This window comes from Mesorhizobium sp. B2-5-7 (assembly GCF_006440875.1).
Lineage (GTDB): Bacteria > Pseudomonadota > Alphaproteobacteria > Rhizobiales > Rhizobiaceae > Mesorhizobium > Mesorhizobium australicum.
In genome coordinates this window covers 131,796-153,529 of sequence record NZ_VFUO01000004.1, presented here as the reverse complement: position 1 = coordinate 153,529, position 21,734 = coordinate 131,796, and the positions used below count along the sequence as shown (strand labels likewise).

The 21,734-nt window shown below is 65.1% G+C and carries 15 protein-coding genes and 1 pseudogene; 10 read left to right on the top strand and 6 right to left on the bottom strand.

All coding sequences use genetic code 11. The features are described 5' to 3' along the window. Positions 1 to 14: 14 nt before the first annotated feature. A complete protein-coding gene (locus FJ543_RS18670; protein ID WP_140663612.1) occupies positions 15 to 617 on the bottom strand; it encodes a sulfotransferase family protein in 603 nt (200 codons plus the stop codon). Between the two features lie 271 nt (positions 618 to 888). Here FJ543_RS18670 and FJ543_RS18665 point away from each other — a divergent pair, with 271 nt between their 5' ends. Then, a complete protein-coding gene (locus FJ543_RS18665) occupies positions 889 to 2,349 on the top strand; it encodes a hypothetical protein (RefSeq protein ID WP_140876380.1) in 1,461 nt (486 codons plus the stop codon). A 75-nt stretch (positions 2,350 to 2,424) separates the two neighbouring features. On the opposite strand, the gene FJ543_RS18660 is transcribed toward FJ543_RS18665, so the two are convergent. Beyond that, positions 2,425 to 3,666 (bottom strand): ATP-binding protein, encoded by a 1,242-nt coding sequence (locus tag FJ543_RS18660; RefSeq protein WP_140876378.1) that lies wholly within the window; start codon positions 3,664 to 3,666, stop codon positions 2,425 to 2,427. Continuing rightward, positions 3,663 to 4,391: a response regulator transcription factor gene (locus FJ543_RS18655; protein WP_140876376.1), complete on the bottom strand. Its 729-nt coding sequence runs from the start codon at positions 4,389 to 4,391 to the stop codon at positions 3,663 to 3,665. The genes FJ543_RS18660 and FJ543_RS18655 overlap by 4 nt, the downstream gene beginning before the upstream one ends. A gap of 220 nt (positions 4,392 to 4,611) precedes the next feature. Here FJ543_RS18655 and FJ543_RS18650 point away from each other — a divergent pair, with 220 nt between their 5' ends. From FJ543_RS18650 to FJ543_RS18615, 7 genes and pseudogenes are all read left to right on the top strand, one after another. Beyond that, positions 4,612 to 5,313 (top strand): hypothetical protein, encoded by a 702-nt coding sequence (locus FJ543_RS18650; RefSeq protein WP_140876374.1) that lies wholly within the window; start codon positions 4,612 to 4,614, stop codon positions 5,311 to 5,313. A gap of 103 nt (positions 5,314 to 5,416) precedes the next feature. After that, a complete protein-coding gene (locus tag FJ543_RS18645; protein WP_224527071.1) occupies positions 5,417 to 5,647 on the top strand; it encodes a hypothetical protein in 231 nt (76 codons plus the stop codon). 278 nt (positions 5,648 to 5,925) lie between these two features. Then, positions 5,926 to 7,200, top strand: coding sequence for an efflux RND transporter periplasmic adaptor subunit (locus FJ543_RS18640; RefSeq protein WP_140876372.1), 1,275 nt, complete (start codon positions 5,926 to 5,928; stop codon positions 7,198 to 7,200). 4 nt (positions 7,201 to 7,204) lie between these two features. Further along, a complete protein-coding gene (locus FJ543_RS18635) occupies positions 7,205 to 10,360 on the top strand; it encodes an efflux RND transporter permease subunit (RefSeq protein WP_140876370.1) in 3,156 nt (1,051 codons plus the stop codon). Between the two features lie 44 nt (positions 10,361 to 10,404). Next, positions 10,405 to 10,592, top strand: a pseudogene (locus FJ543_RS18630) (RND transporter); the annotation flags it as partial. Positions 10,593 to 10,823: 231 nt separating this feature from the next. Continuing rightward, positions 10,824 to 11,906 carry a histidine kinase dimerization/phosphoacceptor domain -containing protein gene (locus tag FJ543_RS18625; protein ID WP_140792425.1) on the top strand — a complete coding sequence of 361 codons (1,083 nt, stop codon included), beginning with the start codon at positions 10,824 to 10,826 and terminating at the stop codon, positions 11,904 to 11,906. Between the two features lie 413 nt (positions 11,907 to 12,319). Continuing rightward, positions 12,320 to 13,201 (top strand): DMT family transporter, encoded by an 882-nt coding sequence (locus FJ543_RS18615; protein ID WP_140725540.1) that lies wholly within the window; start codon positions 12,320 to 12,322, stop codon positions 13,199 to 13,201. 60 nt (positions 13,202 to 13,261) lie between these two features. Here FJ543_RS18615 and FJ543_RS18610 read toward each other — a convergent pair whose 3' ends face one another. Both FJ543_RS18610 and FJ543_RS18605 read right to left on the bottom strand, forming a co-directional pair. Continuing rightward, the gene (locus FJ543_RS18610) at positions 13,262 to 17,071 is read right to left on the bottom strand and encodes an autotransporter domain-containing protein (RefSeq protein WP_140876368.1); all 3,810 of its coding nucleotides are present in this window, start codon (positions 17,069 to 17,071) and stop codon (positions 13,262 to 13,264) included. Positions 17,072 to 17,282: 211 nt separating this feature from the next. Further along, the gene (locus tag FJ543_RS18605) at positions 17,283 to 17,981 is read right to left on the bottom strand and encodes an AraC family transcriptional regulator (protein ID WP_246678837.1); all 699 of its coding nucleotides are present in this window, start codon (positions 17,979 to 17,981) and stop codon (positions 17,283 to 17,285) included. Positions 17,982 to 18,285: 304 nt separating this feature from the next. Here FJ543_RS18605 and FJ543_RS18600 point away from each other — a divergent pair, with 304 nt between their 5' ends. Next, entirely contained in the window at positions 18,286 to 19,587 is a 1,302-nt protein-coding gene (locus FJ543_RS18600) for a PAS domain-containing protein (RefSeq protein WP_224527031.1), read from the top strand. A 35-nt stretch (positions 19,588 to 19,622) separates the two neighbouring features. Here the strand turns inward: FJ543_RS18600 and FJ543_RS18595 are convergent, their stop codons facing one another. Continuing rightward, positions 19,623 to 20,552 carry a LysR family transcriptional regulator gene (locus FJ543_RS18595; RefSeq protein ID WP_015316939.1) on the bottom strand — a complete coding sequence of 310 codons (930 nt, stop codon included), beginning with the start codon at positions 20,550 to 20,552 and terminating at the stop codon, positions 19,623 to 19,625. A gap of 92 nt (positions 20,553 to 20,644) precedes the next feature. On the opposite strand from FJ543_RS18595, the gene FJ543_RS18590 reads away from it, so the two are divergent. Beyond that, complete coding sequence (locus FJ543_RS18590; protein WP_140663371.1) at positions 20,645 to 21,655, top strand: NAD(P)-dependent alcohol dehydrogenase; 1,011 nt, start codon at positions 20,645 to 20,647, stop codon at positions 21,653 to 21,655. Positions 21,656 to 21,734: the final 79 nt, after the last annotated feature.

The window sequence follows — 21,734 nt, the reverse complement described above, 5'->3', positions numbered from 1 at the left end:
GGTTTTCGTCCAGATCAGTTCAGCAAAAATCTCGACCTGAAGCCCGCGGCGCTGTTGCGATTGGGATAATCCTGATCCGGTATCGCAACGCCCAGATGAGTGCACAGCGGTTCCCAGCCGTCGCCAAGAGCGTGGACCAGCAGCCGCTCCCGTGGCACTTCGGCGTACACGGCACGGACATTGGCCTCGTAGCAGGCAATGGCATGCGCTCGATCGCCGGGCCGGCCGCCGAACACCTGCCTGGCGATCAGGGCGAGGCCCAGCGATTCTTGATCGACGCTTTGCTCAAGTCCCGCCGCGATCGTTTTTTCAAAACTTTCCCACCAGCTTTCGGCCGAGCGGTAGGTCAGGATCACCCTGGCATTCGGATAGAATTCGATTAGGTCGCGCCAGTAGTACGCCGAAGGCCAGTCCAGGCAGGAGACATAGCCCGACAGCAGCTGGTTCCAGTCCGGCGCGGCACCTTGGGCCAGCGCACGCCACATCCGTTTCTGCTCCTCGTTGCCGATCACTTCATGCATGTGATGACAGGGGCCGTAGCCGAGAATGGCCAGCGCCTCACGCATCGAATCCGTGCCCGTTCGGCCAAAGCCGGTTCCGATCACCTTGATCGACATCTCCATCCCCTCCCGTTCGACCTGCAAGCCGTTTGCTGGCAGCATATCAGGCTGCACACCGAATATGCACGAGAAGCGTTGACATCGCCGCGAACGCTACGGTCTGTGCCAGCCCGGGACCCGGCACTGGCTGTCGCGGCGGTGCAAATCCCCAAATGTCTGAAATTTACATTTCCCTAGGGGGGCTTCCCCTGCGGAATAAGCGGATGTAAGGATACATATTAGCAGTTTGTTAAATATCTGGTTTTCTTTGCGTAAGAGGGAGTTCCGTATGAACTTCAAGAGCCTGATCAAGCGTGCTGAAGACGTAGACGACGCACTCCAGGAGTTGCAGGACGATCTGGCGGACGCCCTGGATGCCAGCCTCGACAGCGAATTCGAGGCACCGCCGCAGGGCGACGATATCCCCGATGACGCGTCAACCGTCTCGCCACCCCAGGCCGATGCGGCGCAAGCGGAGGGCGCGGACAATCCCGACGATGCGGGCAACGCCGACGCCGCCGAAACCACGCCACGACTGACGCCCCATGCCCAGACCCGGCTCGCGGCGTTGAACGCCTTCGAAGGAATGTTCCACGACGCCAGGGATTATCTGGATGAGATCAACGGCAAATTGTCGGAAATCTCGACCTCGCATCATCTGACGCGCGAATTCCTCAACATCCTCCACACCGACATTCTTCGCGCCAACGAGCTGGAGCTCGCAAATGCCGGCCTGATCGCCGAGCAAAGAGCGCTGTCGGAAAAGCTGCACGACACGGCGGCGAAGCTGCGCGAGCGTGACAGCACGTGCGAAGTGCTGCAGCAGCGCGAGACAGACCTGGTCCAGGACCGGGATGCGCTTCGCACAGCGCTCGCGGCGGCAAGGCTCGATCTCGCCGAGATGGGCAATGCCAGCGCCAAACGCGACGCGGAATTCGGCGACATCGCCAACCGGCTGACGGCAAGGACGGTCGAGGCCAACAGGCGCTTGCGCGAGAGCAAGATGCTGCGGGAAAAACATGTCAGCCTGTCGGTCGAACTCGACAAGGTGCTGAAGCGGGAGAGCCAGGCGCGCCACAGGCTGGACGAGCTTTCGGCAGTCCACGCCAGCGAAGCGGCGCGCCTTGCCGAACTGATGGCGGCGCTTGGCAAGAGCGAGAAAGAGGAGATCCGGCTGCAGAAGGCGCTCGAGGCCACACAGGCGAAGCTGGCGGAAAAGACCGAAACGGCCAGCCTGATGGAAGGCGACTGGGAAGCCGAACGGGCTCGCGGCCAGACGGAGATGCGCGGATTGCGGTCCGAGATCCAAGACCTGGAATCGCGGCTGGAGCGGGCCTCGAACGAGAACAGTGCGGCCGCCGCCGAAATCGCCAGGCTCAAGACCGACCTGGACGACGCAGTGGCCGAAAAGAAAATCGCCGATGAAAGATTGTCCGCGCTCACCGACGAGAACGAAGCCGACAAGCTGAGCCTTTCGAAAGCGAACGCCAATCTTTCGCAACTTGCGCTGCAACAGGCATCGGAGGACATACAACGGGATGTCCAGCGGCAGGAATGCGAGGATTTGCGGGCCGAAATCGCGTCGCTCAATGCCCGGATCAAGGAATTGCTGCCCTACGAGCGGCTCCACAAGGCCACTAACGGCAAATCGCGCGAGGGCGAGGTGGTGGAGATCGCTGCCGTGGTGGCCGAGAAAGCCCGTGCAACGGGCAGGCGTCCCATCCGCAGGAATCTGCGCGCCACGTCGTAGCGCGCTTCGCAGGCCTCGTTGCTTGGCAGTCCCCGCATTGGGCTGCCTTTCGCGATGTGGACGGGCCTGACCCAATCACACCGCCGCGAACACCACCGTCTGCGCCAGCCCGCCGCCCTGGCGGTTCTCCAGCGTCACGGTGCCGCCGTAGCGCTCGATGATCTCCTTGGCGATGGCGAGGCCGAGGCCGGCGCCTGGAATGGATTGCTGGCGGCCGGGGTCGACGCGGAAGAAGGGCTCGAAGGCCTTGTTGATGAGGTCGGGCGGAATGCCCGGGCCGACGTCCCATATGGAGAGCACGGCGCGCCTGTCGGCGAGGTCGAGCGCGATCGTGCAGGCCTTGCCGTGGGTGGCGGCGTTGACGACCAAATTGCGCAGGGCGCGGCGCAGGCCGAGCGCGCCGGCGCGGACCGCAACCTTGTCCAGATGCCCGATCGAGACGGAATGGCCGAGCGTAACCATCTCGGCAGATATGTCGCGCACCATCTTTTCCAGGTCGAGCGGCTCGACGGCATCCTGGTTCACCTCCTCGCGCACCAGGCGGATGGCGCTGTCGGCGATGCGGTCGAGCTCGTCGAGGTCGTGCAGCCACTTGTCGCGCTCCTCGTCGAGGAATTCGGCGCGCAGCCGCATGCGCGTCATCGGCGTGCGCAGATCGTGGCCGGCGGCGGCCACCAGCCGCATGCGGCTTTCCATGGCGGTCTTCAGCCTGGACGAGAGCTGGTTCAGTGCGTGCGCCGTGGCCTTGACCTCGGCCGAGCCTACCTCCGGCACTGGCGCCAGCACGCCGTCGCTGCCGATCTTGGAGACGGTGGCCTCCAGCATTTCGAGCGGCCGGATTAGCACCGAGGTGAAATAGACAGAGACTGCGGTGGCGCCGGCCACGATCAGCGAGATCCAGCCGGCCAGCACCAGCCATTCGCGCCTGGGCGGATCGATATGCGCAATTTCGAGGATGGCCCACCGGCTGTCGGGCAGGCGCATCGAGGCACGTTGGCTGGGTTCACCCGGTTTGTCGCTGACGATGGCCAGCACGTCGAAGCCGCGGCGGCGCAGCAGATCATTGAGCATCGCCGTCTCCTGCCGGTCCACCTTGCCATCCGCCGGCCGGTCGCTGAATTGCACCCGCAGCACATCGGGTATGGGTCCCGGCAGCAGCCCCACGACGAGTTCCATCTGCTGGGCAACCCAGGGCACGACGAGTTCCGGCGGCGGCCCGCCGCCGCGCACGCTGAGGACCGCCGCCGTCGCCAGGCCGACGACGCCGACGATCGAGGCGACCAGCAACAGGATGAGGCGGCGGCGCAGCGAGTTCACGCCTGCGCCTCCACCGTCTCGACGCGCGCGGTCAGCTGGTAGCCGCCATTGCGCACCGTCTTGAACAGCGGCCCGTCGCCGGTGTCGGCGAATTTGCGGCGCAGCCGGCTCATCAGCACGTCGATCGAGCGTTCGAGCGGGTCGCGTTCGCGGCCTTGCGTCAGATCAAGCAGCTGGTCGCGCGACAGAAGCCGGCCGGGGCGGTCGAGGAACACCTGCAACAGGTCGAATTCGGCGCCGGTGAGATCGACGGCCGCGCCCTGCGCATCCGTCACCTTGCGGGTGTCCGGCTCCAGCCTGTAGCTGGCGAAGCGGTAGGCGCGGGGCGGAGGCGCGGGCGCCGCTTCTTCCGGCGTCGAGCGCCTGAGCACGGCGCGGATGCGGGCGATGAGCTCGCGCGGGTTGAACGGCTTGCCGAGATAGTCGTCGGCGCCGAGTTCCAGCCCGATGATGCGGTCGACATCCTCCTTCAGCGCCGTCAGCAGGATGACGGGAATATGCGGCTTGCGGTCGCGCAAGCCCCGGCAGATGTCGAGCCCCGAACCATCCGGCAGCATGACGTCGAGCACGGCCAGGTCGAACTGGCCAGTGGCCAGCTTCTGCTCGCATTCGCGCCTGTCGGCCGCCACCGAGACGCGAAAACCCTGGCCATCGAGATAGCGTCCGAGCAGTGTGCGGATTTCGCGGTCGTCGTCGACGACGAGGATATGGGGTTGTGACTGCATTATCGTGCCCTTGCCCATGATCCCGGGCTTGTCCTGATTATAGGGAGCGCGCGTGCAAGCGGCATGGAAAATTGCAACCCAATGTTTCTGGCCGGGGGATGGCAACATTCGGAAACAAATTGCCCTTTTGCGGAAACCTTCGGCAACATGCCGACGCGAAGCAGACAAACACGCTTCCTATCCTCCTGACGTCCAAAGCAGGGATGAAAGGAATACCGTCATGCGAAGCAGACTTCTTGTGCTCGGCCTGTTTTCCGCCGCCGCCATCCACCCCGCGCTGGCGGCGCAGCCCGACCCGGGCGCGGCGCCAGGCGGGCCGCCGCCTGCCATGGCAATGCAGGATGGAACGGACCATGGCTCGATGCCGCATCCTTCGCAAGGATGGGGTCCGCAAGGTTTTGGCCCGCACAGTTTCGGCCCGCAAGGCTTCGGCCCCCGCCGCGTGGGGCCGCCGCCGGAATTCATGCTGGCCGCCCGGCTCGCCGCGCTCGAAACACGCGTCGGCATCCGCAGCGAACAGCTCGACGCCTGGCGCGACTACACCAGCGCGCTGCAGGCGGTGCTTTCGCCACCGCGGCCGGACCGTGGTCCGGGTGGCACTGGCGGGCCTGGAGGGCCGGATGGCGGGCCGCAGGCGAAAGGCCCCGATGCAGGGCCGGCCGGCAAGCCCGATCCGTTCGCCTTCCAGGAAAGGCTGGCAGACGACGTCACGGCGCGTGCGGCTTCGGCCGCCAAGCTGAAGGACGCGATCGCCGAGCTGCGCGCCAAGCTCACGCCTGAACAGCTCGAAATCCTCGTTTCGGCGGAACGCCCCCATGGACCACCCCCCGGTCCATGGGGCGGCCCGCCGAATGACGCAGTCGGTCCGGCAGGCCCGCCCAATGATGGCCCGATGCCGCCGCCCCAGCCCGGGAACGGCTGACAACCGACCGGCTGCGCCGGCCGGCCCCGGTACCCAACCCGTTCCCGGGCCGGCCGGGTTTCCTTCTCCGGGATGGCGGATCGCGCCTTCCCGGATTCACCCCATGCAACAAGGCACGACAATGTGGGAAGCCCTGATGCTGCTGCGGCTGATCGCATCGGCCAGCCCGAAATATTCGTTCGGCCGGCGCATCGATCATGCCGCAACGCCGCCGGCCTTGCCGGTCGACACGCTGCAAGGCGCGATCCGGCTGGAATTCGCCGCCTGGCGCCTGTCGCTGCCGATCTCGCGGCACGCCGATGGCCACGGAAATCATGACCGCAAGATCGCGTGAGACCTGGCAAGGCGCTTGGCATGTCGGTGCTGATCGGCATAATGGCGCGGAGGGCATCGCGGCCAGCCATCCGATCCTCGGGTGCGCTCCAGCCAGGAAGAAGGAGCGCGACATGAGCCGCTTCGAAGCACCGCTCGACGCCGCCCGCAAGTGGGCGCGACCCCTCGTCACGACATCGTCCGCCTCAAGCCTCACCTGCGACCGCCGGCGTTCGGCCTCGCTTTGCATTGGCCAACGCCCAGGCGGTCGCCGCACCCCCAGCGAAAGATCATTCAGCCATGTCCATGCAGTCTAGCCAGTCCTCCCCGCCGGTTCGCCGGCTCGCGTCCTGGACGGCTCTTGCCGCAGCCCTTCTCCTGGCGGCCTGCTCACAGGAGGGCGGCAAGGCTCCCGCAGGCATGGGCGGCGTCGGCAAACCGGAAGTCGGCGTCGTCACGCTGCATCCGCAATCGGTGGCGATCACAGCCGAACTGTCGGGGCGCACGGCGGCCTCGCTGATCGCCGAGGTGCGTCCACAAGTGAACGGCATCATCCAGCAACGACTGTTCAAGGAAGGCAGCGAGGTGGCGGCGGGACAGCCGCTCTACCTCATCGACCCGGCGAGCTACAAGGCGGCTTATGACAGCGCGGTCGCGGCGCAGCAGAAGGCGGCGGCGGCGGTGCCTACCGCGCAGGCCAAGTTCGACAGATACGCCGGCCTGTTGAAGCAGAACGTTGTTTCCAAACAGGATTATGATGACGCCGCCGCCACGCTTGCGCAGGCGCAGGCGGATGTGGCTTCCGCCAAGGCGAGCGCCGAAACCGCGCGCATCAGCCTCGACCGCACCTCGATCACCGCGCCGATCGCAGGCCGCATCGACAAGTCCACGCTGACACCGGGCGCGCTGGTGACCGCCAACCAGGAGACGGTGCTGACCACGATCCGCTCGCTCGATCCGATCAATGTCGACGTCACGCAGTCGAGCACCAATTTGCTCAACCTGCGCCAGGCGATCTCGGAAGGGCGGCTGAAGTTCAGCGGCCCCAATGTCAGCGTCAAGCTGAAGCTCGAGAACGGCACCATCTACGCGCAGACCGGCAAGCTGGAATTCGCCGGCGCCAATGTCGACCAGACCACCGGCACGTTCGCGCTCAGGGCCGAGTTTCCCAATCCCGACCGCCTGCTTCTGCCGGGCATGTATGTGCGGGCGCTGGTCGAGGAGGGCGTTGCCCAGAACAGTTTTCTCGTGCCGCAGCGCGCCGTCACCCGCAATACGAAGGGTGAGGCGACGGCCATGGTCATCAATGCGCAGGGCAAGGTCGAGACGCGCGTGCTTGCCGTGCGCAACACCGTCGGCAACAGCTGGCTGGTCGACAGCGGCGTGGGCGATGGTGACCGTGTCGTCGTCGAGGGCCTGCAGCTCGTGCGCCCCGGCGGCGATGCGACCGGCGTCGAAGTGACGATTGACGAGGCGACCGGTGAGATCAAGGATCGCGGCCAGACCTCCGCCTTGCCGGCCCCATCCAAGGTGGCCAGCACCGGCCGGCAACCCGCCGCGTCGACCGGGAACTGAGACGATGTCAGCATTTTTCATCAACCGGCCGATCTTCGCCTGGGTGATCGCCATCGTGATCATGCTGGGCGGTCTGCTCGCACTCACCACGCTGCCGATCTCGCAATATCCGCAGATCGCGCCGACCACGGTCAATATCAGCGCCACCTATCCGGGCGCGGACGCCCAGACGGTCGAGAACTCGGTGACCAAGGTCATCGAGCAAGGCATGACCGGCATCGACAACCTCGATTACATGACGGCGACGTCGACCTCGACCGGTTCTGCGTCGATCACGCTGACCTTCACCAGTTCGGCCGACCCCGACACCGCCCAGGTGCAGACGCAGAACAAGCTGCAGCTGGTGCAGTCGCAACTGCCGCAGGTAGTGCAGAGCAACGGCATCACCGTCTCCAAATCCTCGACCGGCTTCCTGATGGTCATCGGCTTCGTCTCCAGCGACGGCAAGATGAACTCGACCGACCTCGCCGACTATGTCGACGCCACCGTCAACGACACGCTGAAGCGCGTCGAAGGCGTGGGCTCGACGCAGCTCTTCGGCTCGGGCTATGCGATGCGGATCTGGCTCGACCCCGACAAGCTGGCCAAATACGCGCTGATGCCAAGCGACGTGGCGAGCGCCATCGAGGCGCAGAACACGCAGGTTTCGGCCGGCCAGCTCGGCGGTCTGCCGGCGCGCAAGGGCCAGCAGCTCAACGCCACGGTGACCGCCAAGAGCCGGCTGCAAACCGCCGAACAGTTCCGCAACATCATCCTGAAGAGCCAGACGGACGGCTCGCTGGTCCGCCTCAACGACGTCGCCACCGTCGAACTCGGCGCCGAAAGCTATACGACGCAAGCCAACTACAACGGCAAGCCGGCGGCGGGCGTCGCCGTCAACCTGGCGACCGGTGCCAACGCGATCAGCACCGCCGAAGCGGTGCGCTCGACGATAAACCGGCTGAGCTCGACCTTCCCGCAAGGCGTCGAGGTCGTCTATCCCTACGACACCTCGCCCTTCGTGCGGCTGTCGATCGAGGAGGTGGTCAAGACGCTGGCCGAGGCGATCGTGCTGGTGTTCCTGGTGATGTTCATCTTCCTGCAGAATTTGCGGGCGACGATCATCCCGACCATCGCGGTGCCGGTGGTGCTGCTGGGCACGTTCGGCGTGCTGTCGCTGTTCGGCTATTCGGTCAACACGCTGACCATGTTCGCCATGGTGCTGGCCATCGGCCTGCTCGTCGACGACGCCATCGTCGTGGTCGAGAATGTCGAACGCGTCATGCAGGAGGAAGATCTGTCGCCGAAGGAGGCGACGCGAAAATCGATGAACGAGATCACCGGCGCGCTGGTCGGCATCGCCACCGTGCTGTCAGCGGTGTTCGTGCCGATGGCCTTCTTCGGCGGCTCGACCGGCATCATCTACCGGCAGTTCTCGGTGACCATCGTCTCGGCCATGGTGCTGTCCGTGTTGGTGGCGCTGGTGCTGACGCCGGCATTGTGCGCCACGATCCTGCGGCGGCCGAAGGACCATGCCACGCAGACCGGTCCGTTCGGCTGGTTCAACAGGATGTTCGATCGCGGCACGACGGCCTATCGCGACGGCTCGCATGGCATCATCAACCGGTCGTGGCGATTTCTTGCCATCTTCCTCGCCATCGTCGTCGCCATGGGCTGGATGTTTGCGCGGCTGCCGAGCTCGTTCCTGCCGGAAGAGGACCAGGGCATCCTGATCACCAGCGTGCAATTGCCGGTCGGCGCCACGCAGGACCGCACGGAGCGCGTGCTGAAGCAAGTCACCGACCACTATCTCAGCGACGAAAAGGACGCCGTCGACGGGGTCTTCACCGCGTCGGGCTTCGGCTTCGGCGGAGCCGGGCAGAATGTCGGCATCGGCTTCGTGCGGCTGAAGGATTTCGCCCAGCGCAAGTCGTCCGCAATGGCCGCGCAGGCGATCGCCGGCCGCGCCATGGGCGCGTTCTCCAAGATCAGGGATGCGCAGGTCTTCGCGCTGGCGCCCCCGGCCATCCAGGGTTTCGGCAACACCAACGGCTTCGATTTCTACCTGCAGGACGTCAATGGCGCCGGCCATGACGCGCTGATCCAGACGCGCAACCAGCTTCTGGCCTTGGCTGGGCAGAGCAAGGTGCTCGCAAACACGCGTCCCAACGGCCAGGAGGACCAGCCGCAATTCTCGGTCGACATCGACCAGGAGAAGGCGAGCGCGCTGGGCGTCAGCCTTGCCGACATCAACAACACGTTGTCCAGCGCCTGGGGCAGCGATTACGTCAACGACTTCATCGATCGGGGACGGGTGAAGCCGGTCTACATGCAATCGGACGCGAATTTCCGCATGCAGCCGGAGGATCTCGACAAATGGCAGGTCCGCAATTCAAGCGGCGCCATGGTGCCGTTCTCGGCCTTTGCCTCCAGCCACTGGACATTCGGTTCGCCCCGGCTCGAACGCTATAATGGTTCGGCCGCGGTCGAGATTCAGGGCGCGGCGGCAGCGGGCGTGAGCTCGGGTGCGGCGATGGACGAGATCGACAAACTCGTCGCGCAACTGCCGGCCGGCTATTCGCATGAATGGACCGGGCTGTCGCATCAGGAGCGGCTTTCGGGCAACCAGGCGATGTCGCTCTATGCGATCTCGGCCTTGGTCGTGTTCCTGTGCTTGGCCGCGCTCTATGAGAGCTGGTCGATCCCGTTCGCGGTGATGCTGTCGGTACCGATCGGCATCTTCGGCGCGCTGCTGGCGGCAAGCCTGTTCGGCCAGACCAACGACGTCTATTTCAAGGTCGGCCTGCTGACCACGATCGGCCTCGCCGCCAAGAACGCCATCCTGATCGTCGAGTTCGCCATCGAACGGCAGGCGGCCGGCATGGGGCTGGTGGAGGCAACGCTCGAGGCGGCGCGACAGCGGTTGCGGCCGATCCTGATGACGTCGCTGGCCTTCATCCTCGGCGTCACGCCGCTTGCGATCGCCAGCGGCGCGGGCTCGGGCGCGCAGAACTCCGTCGGCATCGGCGTGATGGGCGGCATGATCGCCGCGACCGTGATCGGTGTGTTCCTGGTGCCGCTGCTGTTCGTCACGGTGCGGCGCATCTTCAAGGGCAGGGTGGCCAAACCAGATCCCGGGCAGGATAAGGGCGAAACGCCGGTGACGGCCAACCAGCAGTAAGGGTTCTTCACATGACAGGTTTTTGAACGTGGCTCGGTGGCCGCGAGGCCCAGCGCTCGCTCTACTCGGCCGAGGTTCGCTGTTGCAGAGCCGCGTCCTTCTGGCGACCGACTACATCGCCCTCAACAAGGCGCTCTGCGGCGGCTGGGACGGCGCGGTCGACAGCGCCAGGCCCGAGATCGTCGACGGCAAGACCGGTCCGCGGCTGGCGAAGGTGGCCGGCCAGAGTTGACCGGTTCGGGTTCCTGCAGGGGTTCCAGGCTGGGGAACGCTTGCAATGCGATGCCATCATCAAGGTGAATTATCTTGGCGACGGCCTGGATTTCACCATGGCGCTTCCGTTGCGCGGGACCAGGCCGGCGCGGGCCTAGTCCTGATGCCGGTGAAAGTGGCACTTTTGGCGATAGCTCGCGCATCGCTTCGCTGATATTGGTGGCGTCCAGAAAATTCCTGGATGCAAGAGATGACATCGAATTCAGATAAGGCGGAAACGGTCGAGCAGTTGCTGGAAACGCCCGACCTTGCCAGCGCGCTGGAAAGCGAACAGTTCAAGAAGTTCCTCGACCAGGTGCCGATTGCCATCGCCGTTTCGGACCTCGGCGGGCAGGAACGTGTCGTCTATGCCAATCCGGAGTTCGAGAAACTGTCGGGCTTGAAGGCGGCCAGCCTCGCCCAGAAGCATTGGGCGGCACTTTCCGGCATTGGCCTGCACCAGCAGAAGGACAGCGCGCTGTCCGATGCGGTGGTCGACGGGACCGATTTCGTCGGCACGTTCCGGCTCGAGCGGGCCGAGGACAAGCCTGCGATCGTCGACGTCTATTCCAACGTCATCGAGGATGACAACGGCAAGGCCTGCTTCCGGCTGGTGGCACTGGTCGACGTCTCGGCCCATGGCGAGACCGAAGATGCGCGCTCGATCGAGGAGCGCGTCCGCGAGAAAGACACGCTGCTGCGGGAATTGCAGCACCGGGTGAAGAACAATCTGCAGATGATCACCGCCCTGATCCGCCTCGAAACGCGCAATGCGACCGAGCCGGACCGGAAACGCTTCGAAAGACTGGCCGGCCGCGTCGACGCCTTGGCCATCCTTTATCAAACGCTGTCGGGCGAGGAGCACAAGGAGGAGGTCGATCTCGGCGTCTATCTGAGCCAGATCGCGTCAGCCGTGATGAGTTCGCATGCTGTCGAGGGCATTCGCCTCGACATGAAGGTGGACACCTACCCGGTTTCGATCAACGTTGCCATGCCCACCGGCCTGGTGGTCAACGAATTGCTGACCAATGCGCTCAAGCATGCATTTCGCGGGCGTGACAGCGGCACGATCACGCTGCACAGCGTCGTGAACGGGGATGGCTGTCGCGTCGTCGTCGCCGATGACGGGATCGGGTTGCCGGAAGGCGAGAGCTGGCCCAAGCAAGGCAAGCTCGGCGCGCTCATCGCACAATCGCTGACAGAGAACGCCAAGGCTGAGTTCGACGTGACTTCCAGCGCCGACGAAGGCACCCGGGTCACGATCGTGTTCAAGCGCTCCGCCGCCGCGGCCTAGGGCAATTCCAGGAAACCAACTGGTTAGGGCGGGTTCGGCGTTCTGCCAAATCCAGTCTGGAGCGGCGATCCTGCGCGTGCTGCGCGACGACGGTCCGCAGTCGTGCCGAACTGGCGCGGCGCACGGCGCTTTCGCCCACCACGCTGACCGACTACGGCGCATCTGCTCAGGGCAGGGACCGTCGTCGAACTCAACCAGGCCGCCGCCAGCGACGCGTCCGTGGGCCGGCGGCCATCGGTGTCGCGCCGGTGCCGGATGCCCTGTCGGTGGCGGAATCGCCCTACGGCATCGGCCGCCTCTGGCCGTGCCCCCATCGAGGCATCCGCGCTGTCTCACGACAGCCAGGCCGGTTCATCCTATTGCATTGCTGCCGGGCAGGTTTTCGCCTCGGGGCATGGAGGGATGAAGCACAAGTGACATCAATGCCGGTTGCCAGCCGCGAAGCCGCACCCTTGCCGGTCGCGGCGCTGATGGGCGCCATGGTGTCGATCCAGATCGGCGCCACCTTCGCCAAGACGCTGTTTCCGGTGATCGGCGCGCAAGGCACGACGACGCTCAGGCTGGTCATCGGCGCGCTGATGCTGATCGCGGTGCTGCGGCCCTGGCAGGTACGGCCGTCGCGCGCCACCATGCCGTGGCTCGTCGCCTATGGGGTGACGCTGTGCGCGCTCAACCTTCTGTTCTACGCGGCACTTGCCAGGATCCCGCTTGGCGTCGCGGTAGCGCTGGAGTTTTCCGGTCCGCTGCTTGTGGCGACCCTGACCTCTCGGCGGGCCAGCGACTTCGCCTGGATCGCGCTTGCGGTAGCCGGCATCGTGCTGTTGTCGCCCTTCATCCACTCGCTAAAGCCGCTCGACCCGATCGGCGTGATGCTGGCGCTGGCGGCCGGCGGGTTCTGGGCGCTCTACATCGTTCTGGCGCAGAAGGCGGGCGCGGAACTCGGCACCCGCACCACCGCCTATGGCATGGCGATCGCCGCTGTGCTGGTGCTGCCCTTTGGCATTGCCGAGGCGGGAAGCGGCCTGCTCGCGCCGTCGATCCTGGTCAGCGCGTTGCTCGTCGGCCTGTTCTCCAGCGCGCTGCCGTTCTTCCTGGAAATGGTGGCGCTGACCCGCATGCCGGCGCGCATCTATGGCACGCTGACCTGCCTCGAGCCGGGGCTCGGCGCGCTGGCCGGTTTCCTGTTCCTGCGGGAAAGCCTGACCACGCCGCAACTGGCCGGCATCGCCGCCGTGATCGTGGCCGCCGCCGGCACCGCGCTGACCTCGAAACCGCCGGTGCCGTCGCCGGAGTAGGGGACAGACGCCAGGACCGCCCGCGACGTCAATTTGGCGCGAGCCGGCGGCCTGTTGTCGTCAGAACTTGACGCTGAGGTTTGCCTTGGCGCCCTTGTCGACGGCGCCACCACCGAACTGCCCGGAATAGGACAGGCCGAGCGTGGCATTGGGCGACACTTTCATGTCGATGCCGGCTTCGATAACCGCCGCGTCCCTGGCGATCGGCACGCCGGCGATGGTGAAGGCGTCGCCGCCGGCGAAGGCGAAACTTGAGGTCGGCGTGACGTCACCGAAAGCGTGGCGCCAGCCGAGCATGCCGCGCGCGGTGGCATTGACGCCGCCAAGCGCAAAATCGGTCGAGCCGCGCAAGCCGAGCGTAGTGAAGGTGGCGTTGCTGCTCGCGCCGGCGCTGGTCAAGGCCGCCGCACCGCCGGTTTCGCTGAAGCCGTCAGTGTGCAGGCTGACATAAGCGAGGTTGGCGAAGGGTTCGAACTTGAAGCCCCCGCTGGTCTCGGCCTTGTAGGCGAGTTCGCCGAACATCTGCGCGGTGCCCGCATCATAGTCGGCCGAGAGCTGATCGGCAAAACCGGTGAAGGCGACGGACCGCTTGGTCGAGAGGCTGCTCCAGCTGTAGGCCGCACCGGTGCGGAAGGCGATGGCGCCCCAATTGGTGCCGCCATAGAGGCCGAGATGGTAGCCGTCGCTCTTGCCGGAGGAATTGCGATCGTCGGCGTCGAAGGAGGAATGGCTGTAGCCGCCGAGAACACCGACGCGCCAGCCGCCGACCAAAGCGTCGGCGCCGGCCAGCAGGCCGCCGGTCGAGCGGTCGAAGGCGGCGGCGTTGCCGTCGCTGTCGGTACTGCCCCAGGAACCGAACGCCTGGCCCCAGACTGCGAAGCGGTCGGTATCGGCGGCGACCATTTCCGGGCCGCCCTCGCCATAGGCTATGACCGGAAGCGCCGCCGCGCCGGCATCACCGAAGGCGGCAGCGATGCGGCTGTTGGCGGCGTCGCGGATGAAGCCGGAGTCCTCGATCAGCAGCCCCTTGGCCGAGGCGTGGATTTCGCCGGAAAGCTGGTCGAAGGCGTCTTGGGCGGCTGCCTCGCTCGGCAAGGCAAAGATGGCATCGAAGAGCGGATTGCCGGCGCCAAGGCTTTCGGCGCCGCCGCCGGTGGCGATCTGGTTAGGCGTCAGGCCTACACTGGCAAAGCTTGCCTTGGCCAGGTTGAGATAGACATTGTTCGCGTCATAGGTGAGCGTCGGCGCAATGAAGATCGAGCCGCCTTCGAGACTGGCCTTGTCGAAGGTGCCGGTGACACCGCCTGCCGCCGTGACGATCGTATAGGTCGTGCCGGTCGCATAATCCGGATAGGGGATGACGTCGACCGTGCCGCCGCCGATCGTCACCGTACCGGTGGCGCTGATCCGATCGGATGTGCCGCCGATTTCGACTTCAACTGCATAAGTCGAACCGGCCGAGAAGGCTGTGTTGCTGACATTGATCGTGCCGATCGAATTGCCCGGTGCAAAGGTGCCGCCCGAAGCAATGGTCACGTTGCCTACCGTGCCCGACCCGCCAAGCAGGCCGCCGGTGACGTTGATCGCGCCACCGAGCGAGCCGTTGACATAGAGGCCGCCGCCGAGAACGTTCGTCGTCCCGGTGAAGCCGGAGGAATTACTGGTCAACTTGGTGTTGCCGGCGATCTGGTTGATCGTTCCCAGTCCGCTGATCGCCGAAGCGAAGCCATTGTTCGCGCTGGTATGGTTGAAATTGAGCGTGCCGGTGCCGGAGCCGAACTGCAACGTTGCCGAATCGAGGACGCCGGCGCCCGCCGCCGTGGAGCCCGCCGCGCCGCCGATGTTAAGCGCGCCGACAGAGCCGGCCTGGCTGGCGATCACGGTAGAGCCGTCCACCAGAGCGGTGCCGCCGTTGGAGAGCGTCACCGAAGCAGTGCCGCCGAACCCGATATCCAGGTCGCCGTGCATCTCCCACAGTGAGGCCGGGCCATCAACGGTTGCCTGGCCGGTGGCACCGGCGGCGAACGCCATGTAGGTGCCGCCGCCGGATGCGACGCCGCCATTGGTGACGGCAAGAGTGCCGATTCCCAGACCGCCAAGGTACATGCCGTTCTTGTTGGTCCATTTCGAGCCCACGCCGTCGACGGTAACCGCACCGGTGGCTGTCGCCGCCTGGCCGACAAAGACGGAATCTGCATCCGCTGAACCGCCGCTGGAGATGGAAAGTGCCGCGTGACCGGCGCTTCCCAGGATAAGATTGTCATCGGTGCTCCAGGAGGATCCCGCCCCGTCCACCGTCACGGTGGCGGTTGCGGTTTCAAACACTGCGAGGAGCGCGGCCTGGTTGAGGACATGGCCGCCATCTGCCACCTGGAGCGTGCCGGCGCCCTTGAAACCGAGGAACAGGTCGCCGGAATTCGTCCAGCTCGAACCCGGTCCATCGACCGTGACGGTGCCCATGGACCCGACGTCGTAGCCCGCAGAGCCAGTCTGGTTGCTAACGGCGCCGCCATTGGTGATGTCGAGCGTGCCGGTTCCTGATTGGCCGACAATGAGTTCGCCCGTATTCGCCCAGGTTGAGCCGGTGCCGTCGACGAACGCCATGCCGATGGAGCCCGTCTTCGCGCCGACAGCGGCCCAGGTGTTGCTGACCACGCCGCCGTGAGTGATCCCCAGTGCGCCGTTACCCAAATTGCCCACAATCAGGTTGGAGCTGTTTGTCCAGATCGAGCCGGCGCCATCGACGAACGCGATGCCAGTCGAGCCCGTCTGCGCGCCGATCATACCGATGGTGTTGCTGACCGCGCCGCCATTCGAGACCGTCAGCGTACCCTGGCCCTGGAAGCCGATGAAGAGGTCCGAAGTGTTGGTCCAGGCCGAGCCGACGCCGTCGACCACCACCAGGCCCTTGGAGCCCGCGGCATAGCCGGCATAGCCCACCGAACTGGTGACCGCGCCGCCATTCGTGACCGTCAGCGCGCCGAAGCCCGCGTTCCCAACCGCAAGGGCCGCGTTCGCCCAGGTCGAGCCAGCACCGTCGACAGTTGCCGTGCCACTGGAGCCCGCCAAGTTGCCCAGGATACCGCTCAGATTGCTGACCTTGCCGCCGTTTGAGATTTTCAGCGCACCGGTGCCCTGATCGCCGACGTATAGGTGGGAGGAGTTTGTCCAGGTCGAACCCGCTCCGTCGACCGTCACCGAGCCGGTGGAGCCTACATGCCAACCGATGGTGCCCATGGCATTGCTGACCACGCCGCCATTGGTGATGTCCAGCGTGCCTGTGCCAAATTCGGCGATATAAAGATCTCCGCTGTTGGTCCATGTCGAGCCCGAGCCGTCCACCGTTACGGTGCCGGTGCCCGCGCCGTAGCCGACATGACCCACTTTGTCGCTCACAGCGCCGCCGCTGGAGATCGTCAAGGTGCCGTTGCTGTTCGTACCCAAGGCAAGGAAAAGGTCCGAACTGTTGCTCCAGACGGAGCCTGCTCCAGTGACGCTCACGGTGCCGCTCGCGTCCGAAGCGTAGCCGAGATAGCCGGCAGTGTCGGAGAGGGTGCCGCCATTGGTGATCGTCAGCGAGCCGGAGTAACTCGAAATGGTGCCGACAAACAGATAATGAGCGGCCGCATTCGCCGCATTGACCACGGTCGGGTGCGGGAACACCGGATCGAGCATAACATCGTCGCTCGATGTCGGAACAGCGGCGGGGTTCCAGTTTCCGGCGGTAAACCAATCCGTGGAGGCGGCGCCGGTCCAGATCTCGGCTGCCGATGCGGGGATCGGCAGGCCAAGGCAGACCAGTGACGTCGACGCCAGCGCCAGGTTTTTCAATGCGTTGGCCTTATGGCCTCCAAATGCATTCCGCGGCATTCGATCCCCTGACATGACAGTCGTTTCACCCTGAGGCTGACATGTCATTGGAGCCCGGCCTTGTCTTGGGCAGGGCCGCACCGGAATTGGACTGGAGTGAAAAGCAGCGTGTTTTGCGCGCATTGTGGCAGTTCGGCGTCATCGGTGGCGCAAGCCGCTGCGGAACGGCCTCGCACGGGCGGTACCGGACTGCTGGCGAAGGCTGCAAAACTTATCTGGCGCTTGTCGGCGTATAGCCGAAACGGCGACGAAAGCAGCGGTTGAAGTACGATACGTCGCTGAATCCGCTTGTCAGGGCGATGTCACTGACCCGCATGTCGCTGTGTTTGTGCGAGAGCATCCTGTGGGCGCTCTGCAGACGCAGTTCGAGAACGCGTTCGGAGAAGCTCATTCCCGTCTCCTGAAGGAGGTCGTGGACGTAGCGCACCGACAGGCCGAGTTGTAGAGCGACACTTTGGGCGGAGATGCCGGGGTCGATAAAATCCTCGGCGATCCTTGCGAGGACGGCCTCCAGCCTGGCAGCGCGCAGGCCCCGAAGCCCGACCAGTTCGGCAGCTCGACCTTTTGCGCCGGTCGCCAGGCCGATCAGATCCACGATCGTGTCCGTCGCGTGCGTGATCAGATCCGCGGAGGCAAGCGGGCTGCCGCTTTCAAGAAGCAGGCAATAGCGTTTGAGAAGCTCGAGGGCTTCGCTGTCGGCGCCGATCTTCAGCCCCAGCCTGTCATCGATCTGCGGGAAGGCGCGCAGGAGGATCGCGCGTGGGACCACCACATTCGTCCAGACATTGCTGTCGGCACCGTTCATTTTCAGAGCTTCCGATGCGGTGACAAGCACGGCCTCTCCCCGGCCGACGGCATATTCGCGGCCGGCATGTACCCCTGACAGCATGGTGTCGGCCTTGTTGATCATCAGCAGATAGCCGTCCTTGTCGTCATTGGCGATGTTGCTCGCTTTGCGTGTGGCATGCTTGACGGGTCCGGACATCTGGCCGAGAACCGCTGAACCGACGGCCGTGGCTTCGATGGCTTCGAAGTGCAGGTTTTCCGGACTGTCGTATTCGGCCGACCGTATTTCCGCGACAGGGATGTCTTGCCACGGGGAAAATCGTTCTCGTTCATCAAGATGCGGTGGCAACCGAGCCGATGAAAGCACCGTCTTTCGCGACAATGGGAAACCTCGACAACTGTCCACGGCTTAAAAAATATCGAACGCGATGCTTTCCATTGCGACAATAACCGGCAACAGTGGCGGCCCGGCGTTCAAGCGACCAAGTTCAACCCATAGTCGAGAGCGGCCGCGACTTGCGTCATCCAAAAGTATGATGTCACAAATTCCTCCGAGGCGAGATCGGGGCGTGCCTGGAGGTGTGATGGAAAGGCTGAGCAGCGAAGTCCTGAGTTCGATTATCGGCGATATCTACGATTGCGTTTTGAACCCGGAAGGCTGGGCCGGAGTCATGACCCGCGTCACGAAAGCTGTCGACGCGGCCTATACCACCATCGCGCTTGCCGGCACCGCCCATAATAGCGGCCGTTTCGCGGCTCAGTCGCCCTGGGATCCCGTGCAGATGCGGGCCCTCGAGGAAGACTATGACTTTGATGGAATTCCCGGGCTGAAGGCAGCGGTCGTCGGCGATGTCGACCGGCCCGTTGCGACGCTGTCGCTCATGAGCGAAAGCGAACTCCAACTGACGCCGTTTTTTCAGAACTGGGCCAAACCGCAGGGACTGCGCGAGGCTTGCATCACCAAATTCGTTCATACGCCGGACCGAATCGGGCTTCTGGGCTGCACCACGCGAGCCAGCAGGGGAGGCATCTCGATCGAAGAGCAGCATTTCCTGGCATTGCTCTCGCCGCATCTGCGCCGTGCTTCGCTGATCGGCGATCTGCTCGACCAGGGCCGCATCACCATCGATCTTTATCGTCAGGCGCTCGATCATTTGGCTGTGCCTGTCGTGCTTACCCACGCCAATGGAGCAATCCTCCATGCGAATGCGGCCGCCGAACAGATGTTTTCGGTGCAGGGGCCCATTCTCTCCAGGAACGGCCTGCTCCAGGCACAGAATCGGGTGGTGGCCCGCGCCCTGCTCGACGCGATCGCCAGCACGGCGAGCGCGGATGCCTCGCTTGGCGCGCGCGGCATAGGGCTGCCGGTTTCGGCCCAAGGCCAGCCGCCCGCCGTTGCCTATGTGTTGCCGTTGACTGAAGGAACGGCGCGCGCGGTTTTCCGGCCGGCATGCGCGGCTGTGTTCATATCGACGACGACATCGGCTTCTCCCCTCCCGGAGGCCGTTCTGACCACGCTGTTCGATCTTACGCCCTCGGAGGCGCGGGTGCTGCTGCGGATCGGCAGCGGATTGTCAGCGTCCAAGAGCGCGTTGGCGCTCGGCATTGGCGAAAACACCTTGAAGACCCACCTCAACCGAATCTTTGCCAAAACCGGCACGAGACGCCAAGCCGACCTCGTCAAACTCGTGTCGGACATCGGCATGCCGCTGGCGGCTCATGGGCCCTGAAGCGCGCAGTCTCTACCGCGAGCGGGTCAGCGGCTTTACCGCCAGGGCGGTTCCGGCGCGAAGCGCTTGCCGATCCAGTCGGTGAAGGCGCGGGTCTTGGCGGCTTTTCCCTTGGCCGAGGGCGTGACGACATAGACGGCGCCTTCATCCGCCAAGGTCCACTCCTCCAGCACAGGCACCAGCCGTCCATCGGCAAGCTCGCGCCCGACCAGCCAGTCGGTGCTCATCATCAGGCCGAGCCCCTGCACGGCGGCCTCGACCAGCACCTCGGCATCGTCGCTGACCAACGGCCCGGAAACCTCGACGCGCGCGCGCCGGCCCTCGCGGTCGGTCATCTCCCAGGCCGGAAAGGTCTGGAAGCCCGAGAAGCCCAGGCAGGAATGATCGAGCAGCGCCTGCGGCGTCTCCGGCGTGCCCCTGCGGGCGAGATAGGAGGGAGCCGCGCAGAGCAGCCTGCGTCGCGTCGCCACCTTGCGTGCCACCAGGCGCGAATCCTCCAGGCTGCCCAGCCGCACGGCGACGTCGAAATTCTCGGCGACCAGATCGGTGAAGCGGTTGGAGAATTCGGCCTCGATGCGGACATCGGGAAATTCGGCAAGGAATTGAGGCAGCAGCGGCCCGATCCACATGCGCCCGAACGTGCCGGGCAGCGCCAGCCTGAGCACGCCGCGCGGGCGGCCTCCGGCATGCGCGGACGCGACGGCCTCGGCCTCGTCGACGGATGCAAGGATGGCGCGCACGCGCATCAGGAATTCGGCGCCCGCTTCGGTCAGCGAGACGCTGCGCGTCGTGCGCGAGAGCAATCTCACCCCCAGCCGCGTTTCCAGCGATTGCAGGCGCCGCGACAGAATGGTCGCGTCGCGCCCGACCCGCGCCGCCGCTTTGGTGAAGGAGCGCGCCTCGGCGATGGCCGCGAACGCAGCCATCTCGGCAAGGGCAGCGGGTTCGTGAGATTGCTGCATCATTCACAGTTCTCAATTTCGCGAAACGAGGATTATCCAGAGATAACGCAGCAAATAGGTTCACTCAACCACCAATCGTCCACCGGAGTGAAACCATGAAAGCCATCGAACTCAGCCAGCCCAGGCTGGACGCCTTCCGCGCCGCCACCGTTGCAACCCCCGAACCGCAGCGCGGAGAGGTGCTGATCCGCCAGCGTGCGGCGAGCCTCAATTTCGTCGATGTGGCGGTGGCAAGCGGCAATTATCCCGGACCGAGCTTTCCGCTCATCCCCGTAGCCGACGGCGCCGGCGAGATCGTCGCGCTGGGCGAGGACGTTGCGAAATTCGCCATCGGCGATCGCGTCATCGCCCATGCCAAGCCGCGCTGGATCGGTGGGCCGCCGCGGCCTTACGAAATGACGCAGATGCGCGGCATTTCGCTGCCGGGGTCACTGGCCGAATATGTCGCGTTGCCGGCCAATTCGCTGGTGCCGGTGCCGGCTCATCTTTCCTTCGAGGCGGCGTCGACGCTGCCCATCGCCGGCACCACCGCCTGGAACGCCATCCGCGCCGCCGATGTCGGGCCGGGCTCGGTCGTCGTGCTGCTTGGCACTGGCGGCGTCTCCATCTTCACCCTGCAGCTCGCCAAAGCCGCCGGCGCGACCGTCATCATCACCTCGTCGTCGGACGAAAAGCTGGAGCGGGCGAAGGCGCTCGGCGCCGATCATCTCATCAACTACCGCGCGACGCCCGAGTGGGATGGCAAGGTGCTGGAGCTGACCGGCGGCCTCGGCGCCGACCTTGTCGTCGAGACCGGGGGCAGTGCCACCTTCGCCCGCGCCGTCAACGCCACCGCGCCCGGCGGTACGCTGTTCACCATCGGCTTCGTCACCGGTGCCGAAGCCACGATCAATCTGCTGCCGATCATCATCAAGGCGCTGAAGGTGGTCGGCAACAACACCGGATCGGTGTCCGATCTCAGCGACGCCGCCCGCGCCGTCGGCGCGGCCCGGATCGAGCCGGTGGTCGACAAGGTGTTTTCGCCCGACGAAGCGGCCGAAGCCTACGCCCACATGGCCGCCGGCGGCCTGCACTTCGGCAAGCTGGTGTTCGGGCTGGAGTGGTGATCGGCGCAGGCGCTTTTTTTTCAATGTTGAAAATTGGCGGAACCGCCGCGACATCCAATCTCCCCCACGAGGGGGAAGA

Bases quoted from the DNA above. Each gene is read 5' to 3' on its own strand.
- FJ543_RS18670 (WP_140663612.1), bottom strand. From the start codon at position 617: ATGTCGATCAAGGTGATCGGAACCGGCTTTGGCCGAACGGGCACGGAT.
- FJ543_RS18665 (WP_140876380.1), top strand. From the start codon at position 889: ATGAACTTCAAGAGCCTGATCAAGCGTGCTGAAGACGTAGACGACGCA.
- FJ543_RS18655 (WP_140876376.1), bottom strand. From the start codon at position 4,391: ATGCAGTCACAACCCCATATCCTCGTCGTCGACGACGACCGCGAAATC.
- FJ543_RS18650 (WP_140876374.1), top strand. From the start codon at position 4,612: ATGCGAAGCAGACTTCTTGTGCTCGGCCTGTTTTCCGCCGCCGCCATC.
- FJ543_RS18645 (WP_224527071.1), top strand. From the start codon at position 5,417: ATGCAACAAGGCACGACAATGTGGGAAGCCCTGATGCTGCTGCGGCTG.
- FJ543_RS18640 (WP_140876372.1), top strand. From the start codon at position 5,926: ATGTCCATGCAGTCTAGCCAGTCCTCCCCGCCGGTTCGCCGGCTCGCG.
- FJ543_RS18635 (WP_140876370.1), top strand. From the start codon at position 7,205: ATGTCAGCATTTTTCATCAACCGGCCGATCTTCGCCTGGGTGATCGCC.
- FJ543_RS18625 (WP_140792425.1), top strand. From the start codon at position 10,824: ATGACATCGAATTCAGATAAGGCGGAAACGGTCGAGCAGTTGCTGGAA.
- FJ543_RS18610 (WP_140876368.1), bottom strand. From the start codon at position 17,071: ATGCCGCGGAATGCATTTGGAGGCCATAAGGCCAACGCATTGAAAAAC.
- FJ543_RS18605 (WP_246678837.1), bottom strand. From the start codon at position 17,981: ATGATCAACAAGGCCGACACCATGCTGTCAGGGGTACATGCCGGCCGC.
- FJ543_RS18600 (WP_224527031.1), top strand. From the start codon at position 18,286: ATGCTTTCCATTGCGACAATAACCGGCAACAGTGGCGGCCCGGCGTTC.
- FJ543_RS18595 (WP_015316939.1), bottom strand. From the start codon at position 20,552: ATGATGCAGCAATCTCACGAACCCGCTGCCCTTGCCGAGATGGCTGCG.
- FJ543_RS18590 (WP_140663371.1), top strand. From the start codon at position 20,645: ATGAAAGCCATCGAACTCAGCCAGCCCAGGCTGGACGCCTTCCGCGCC.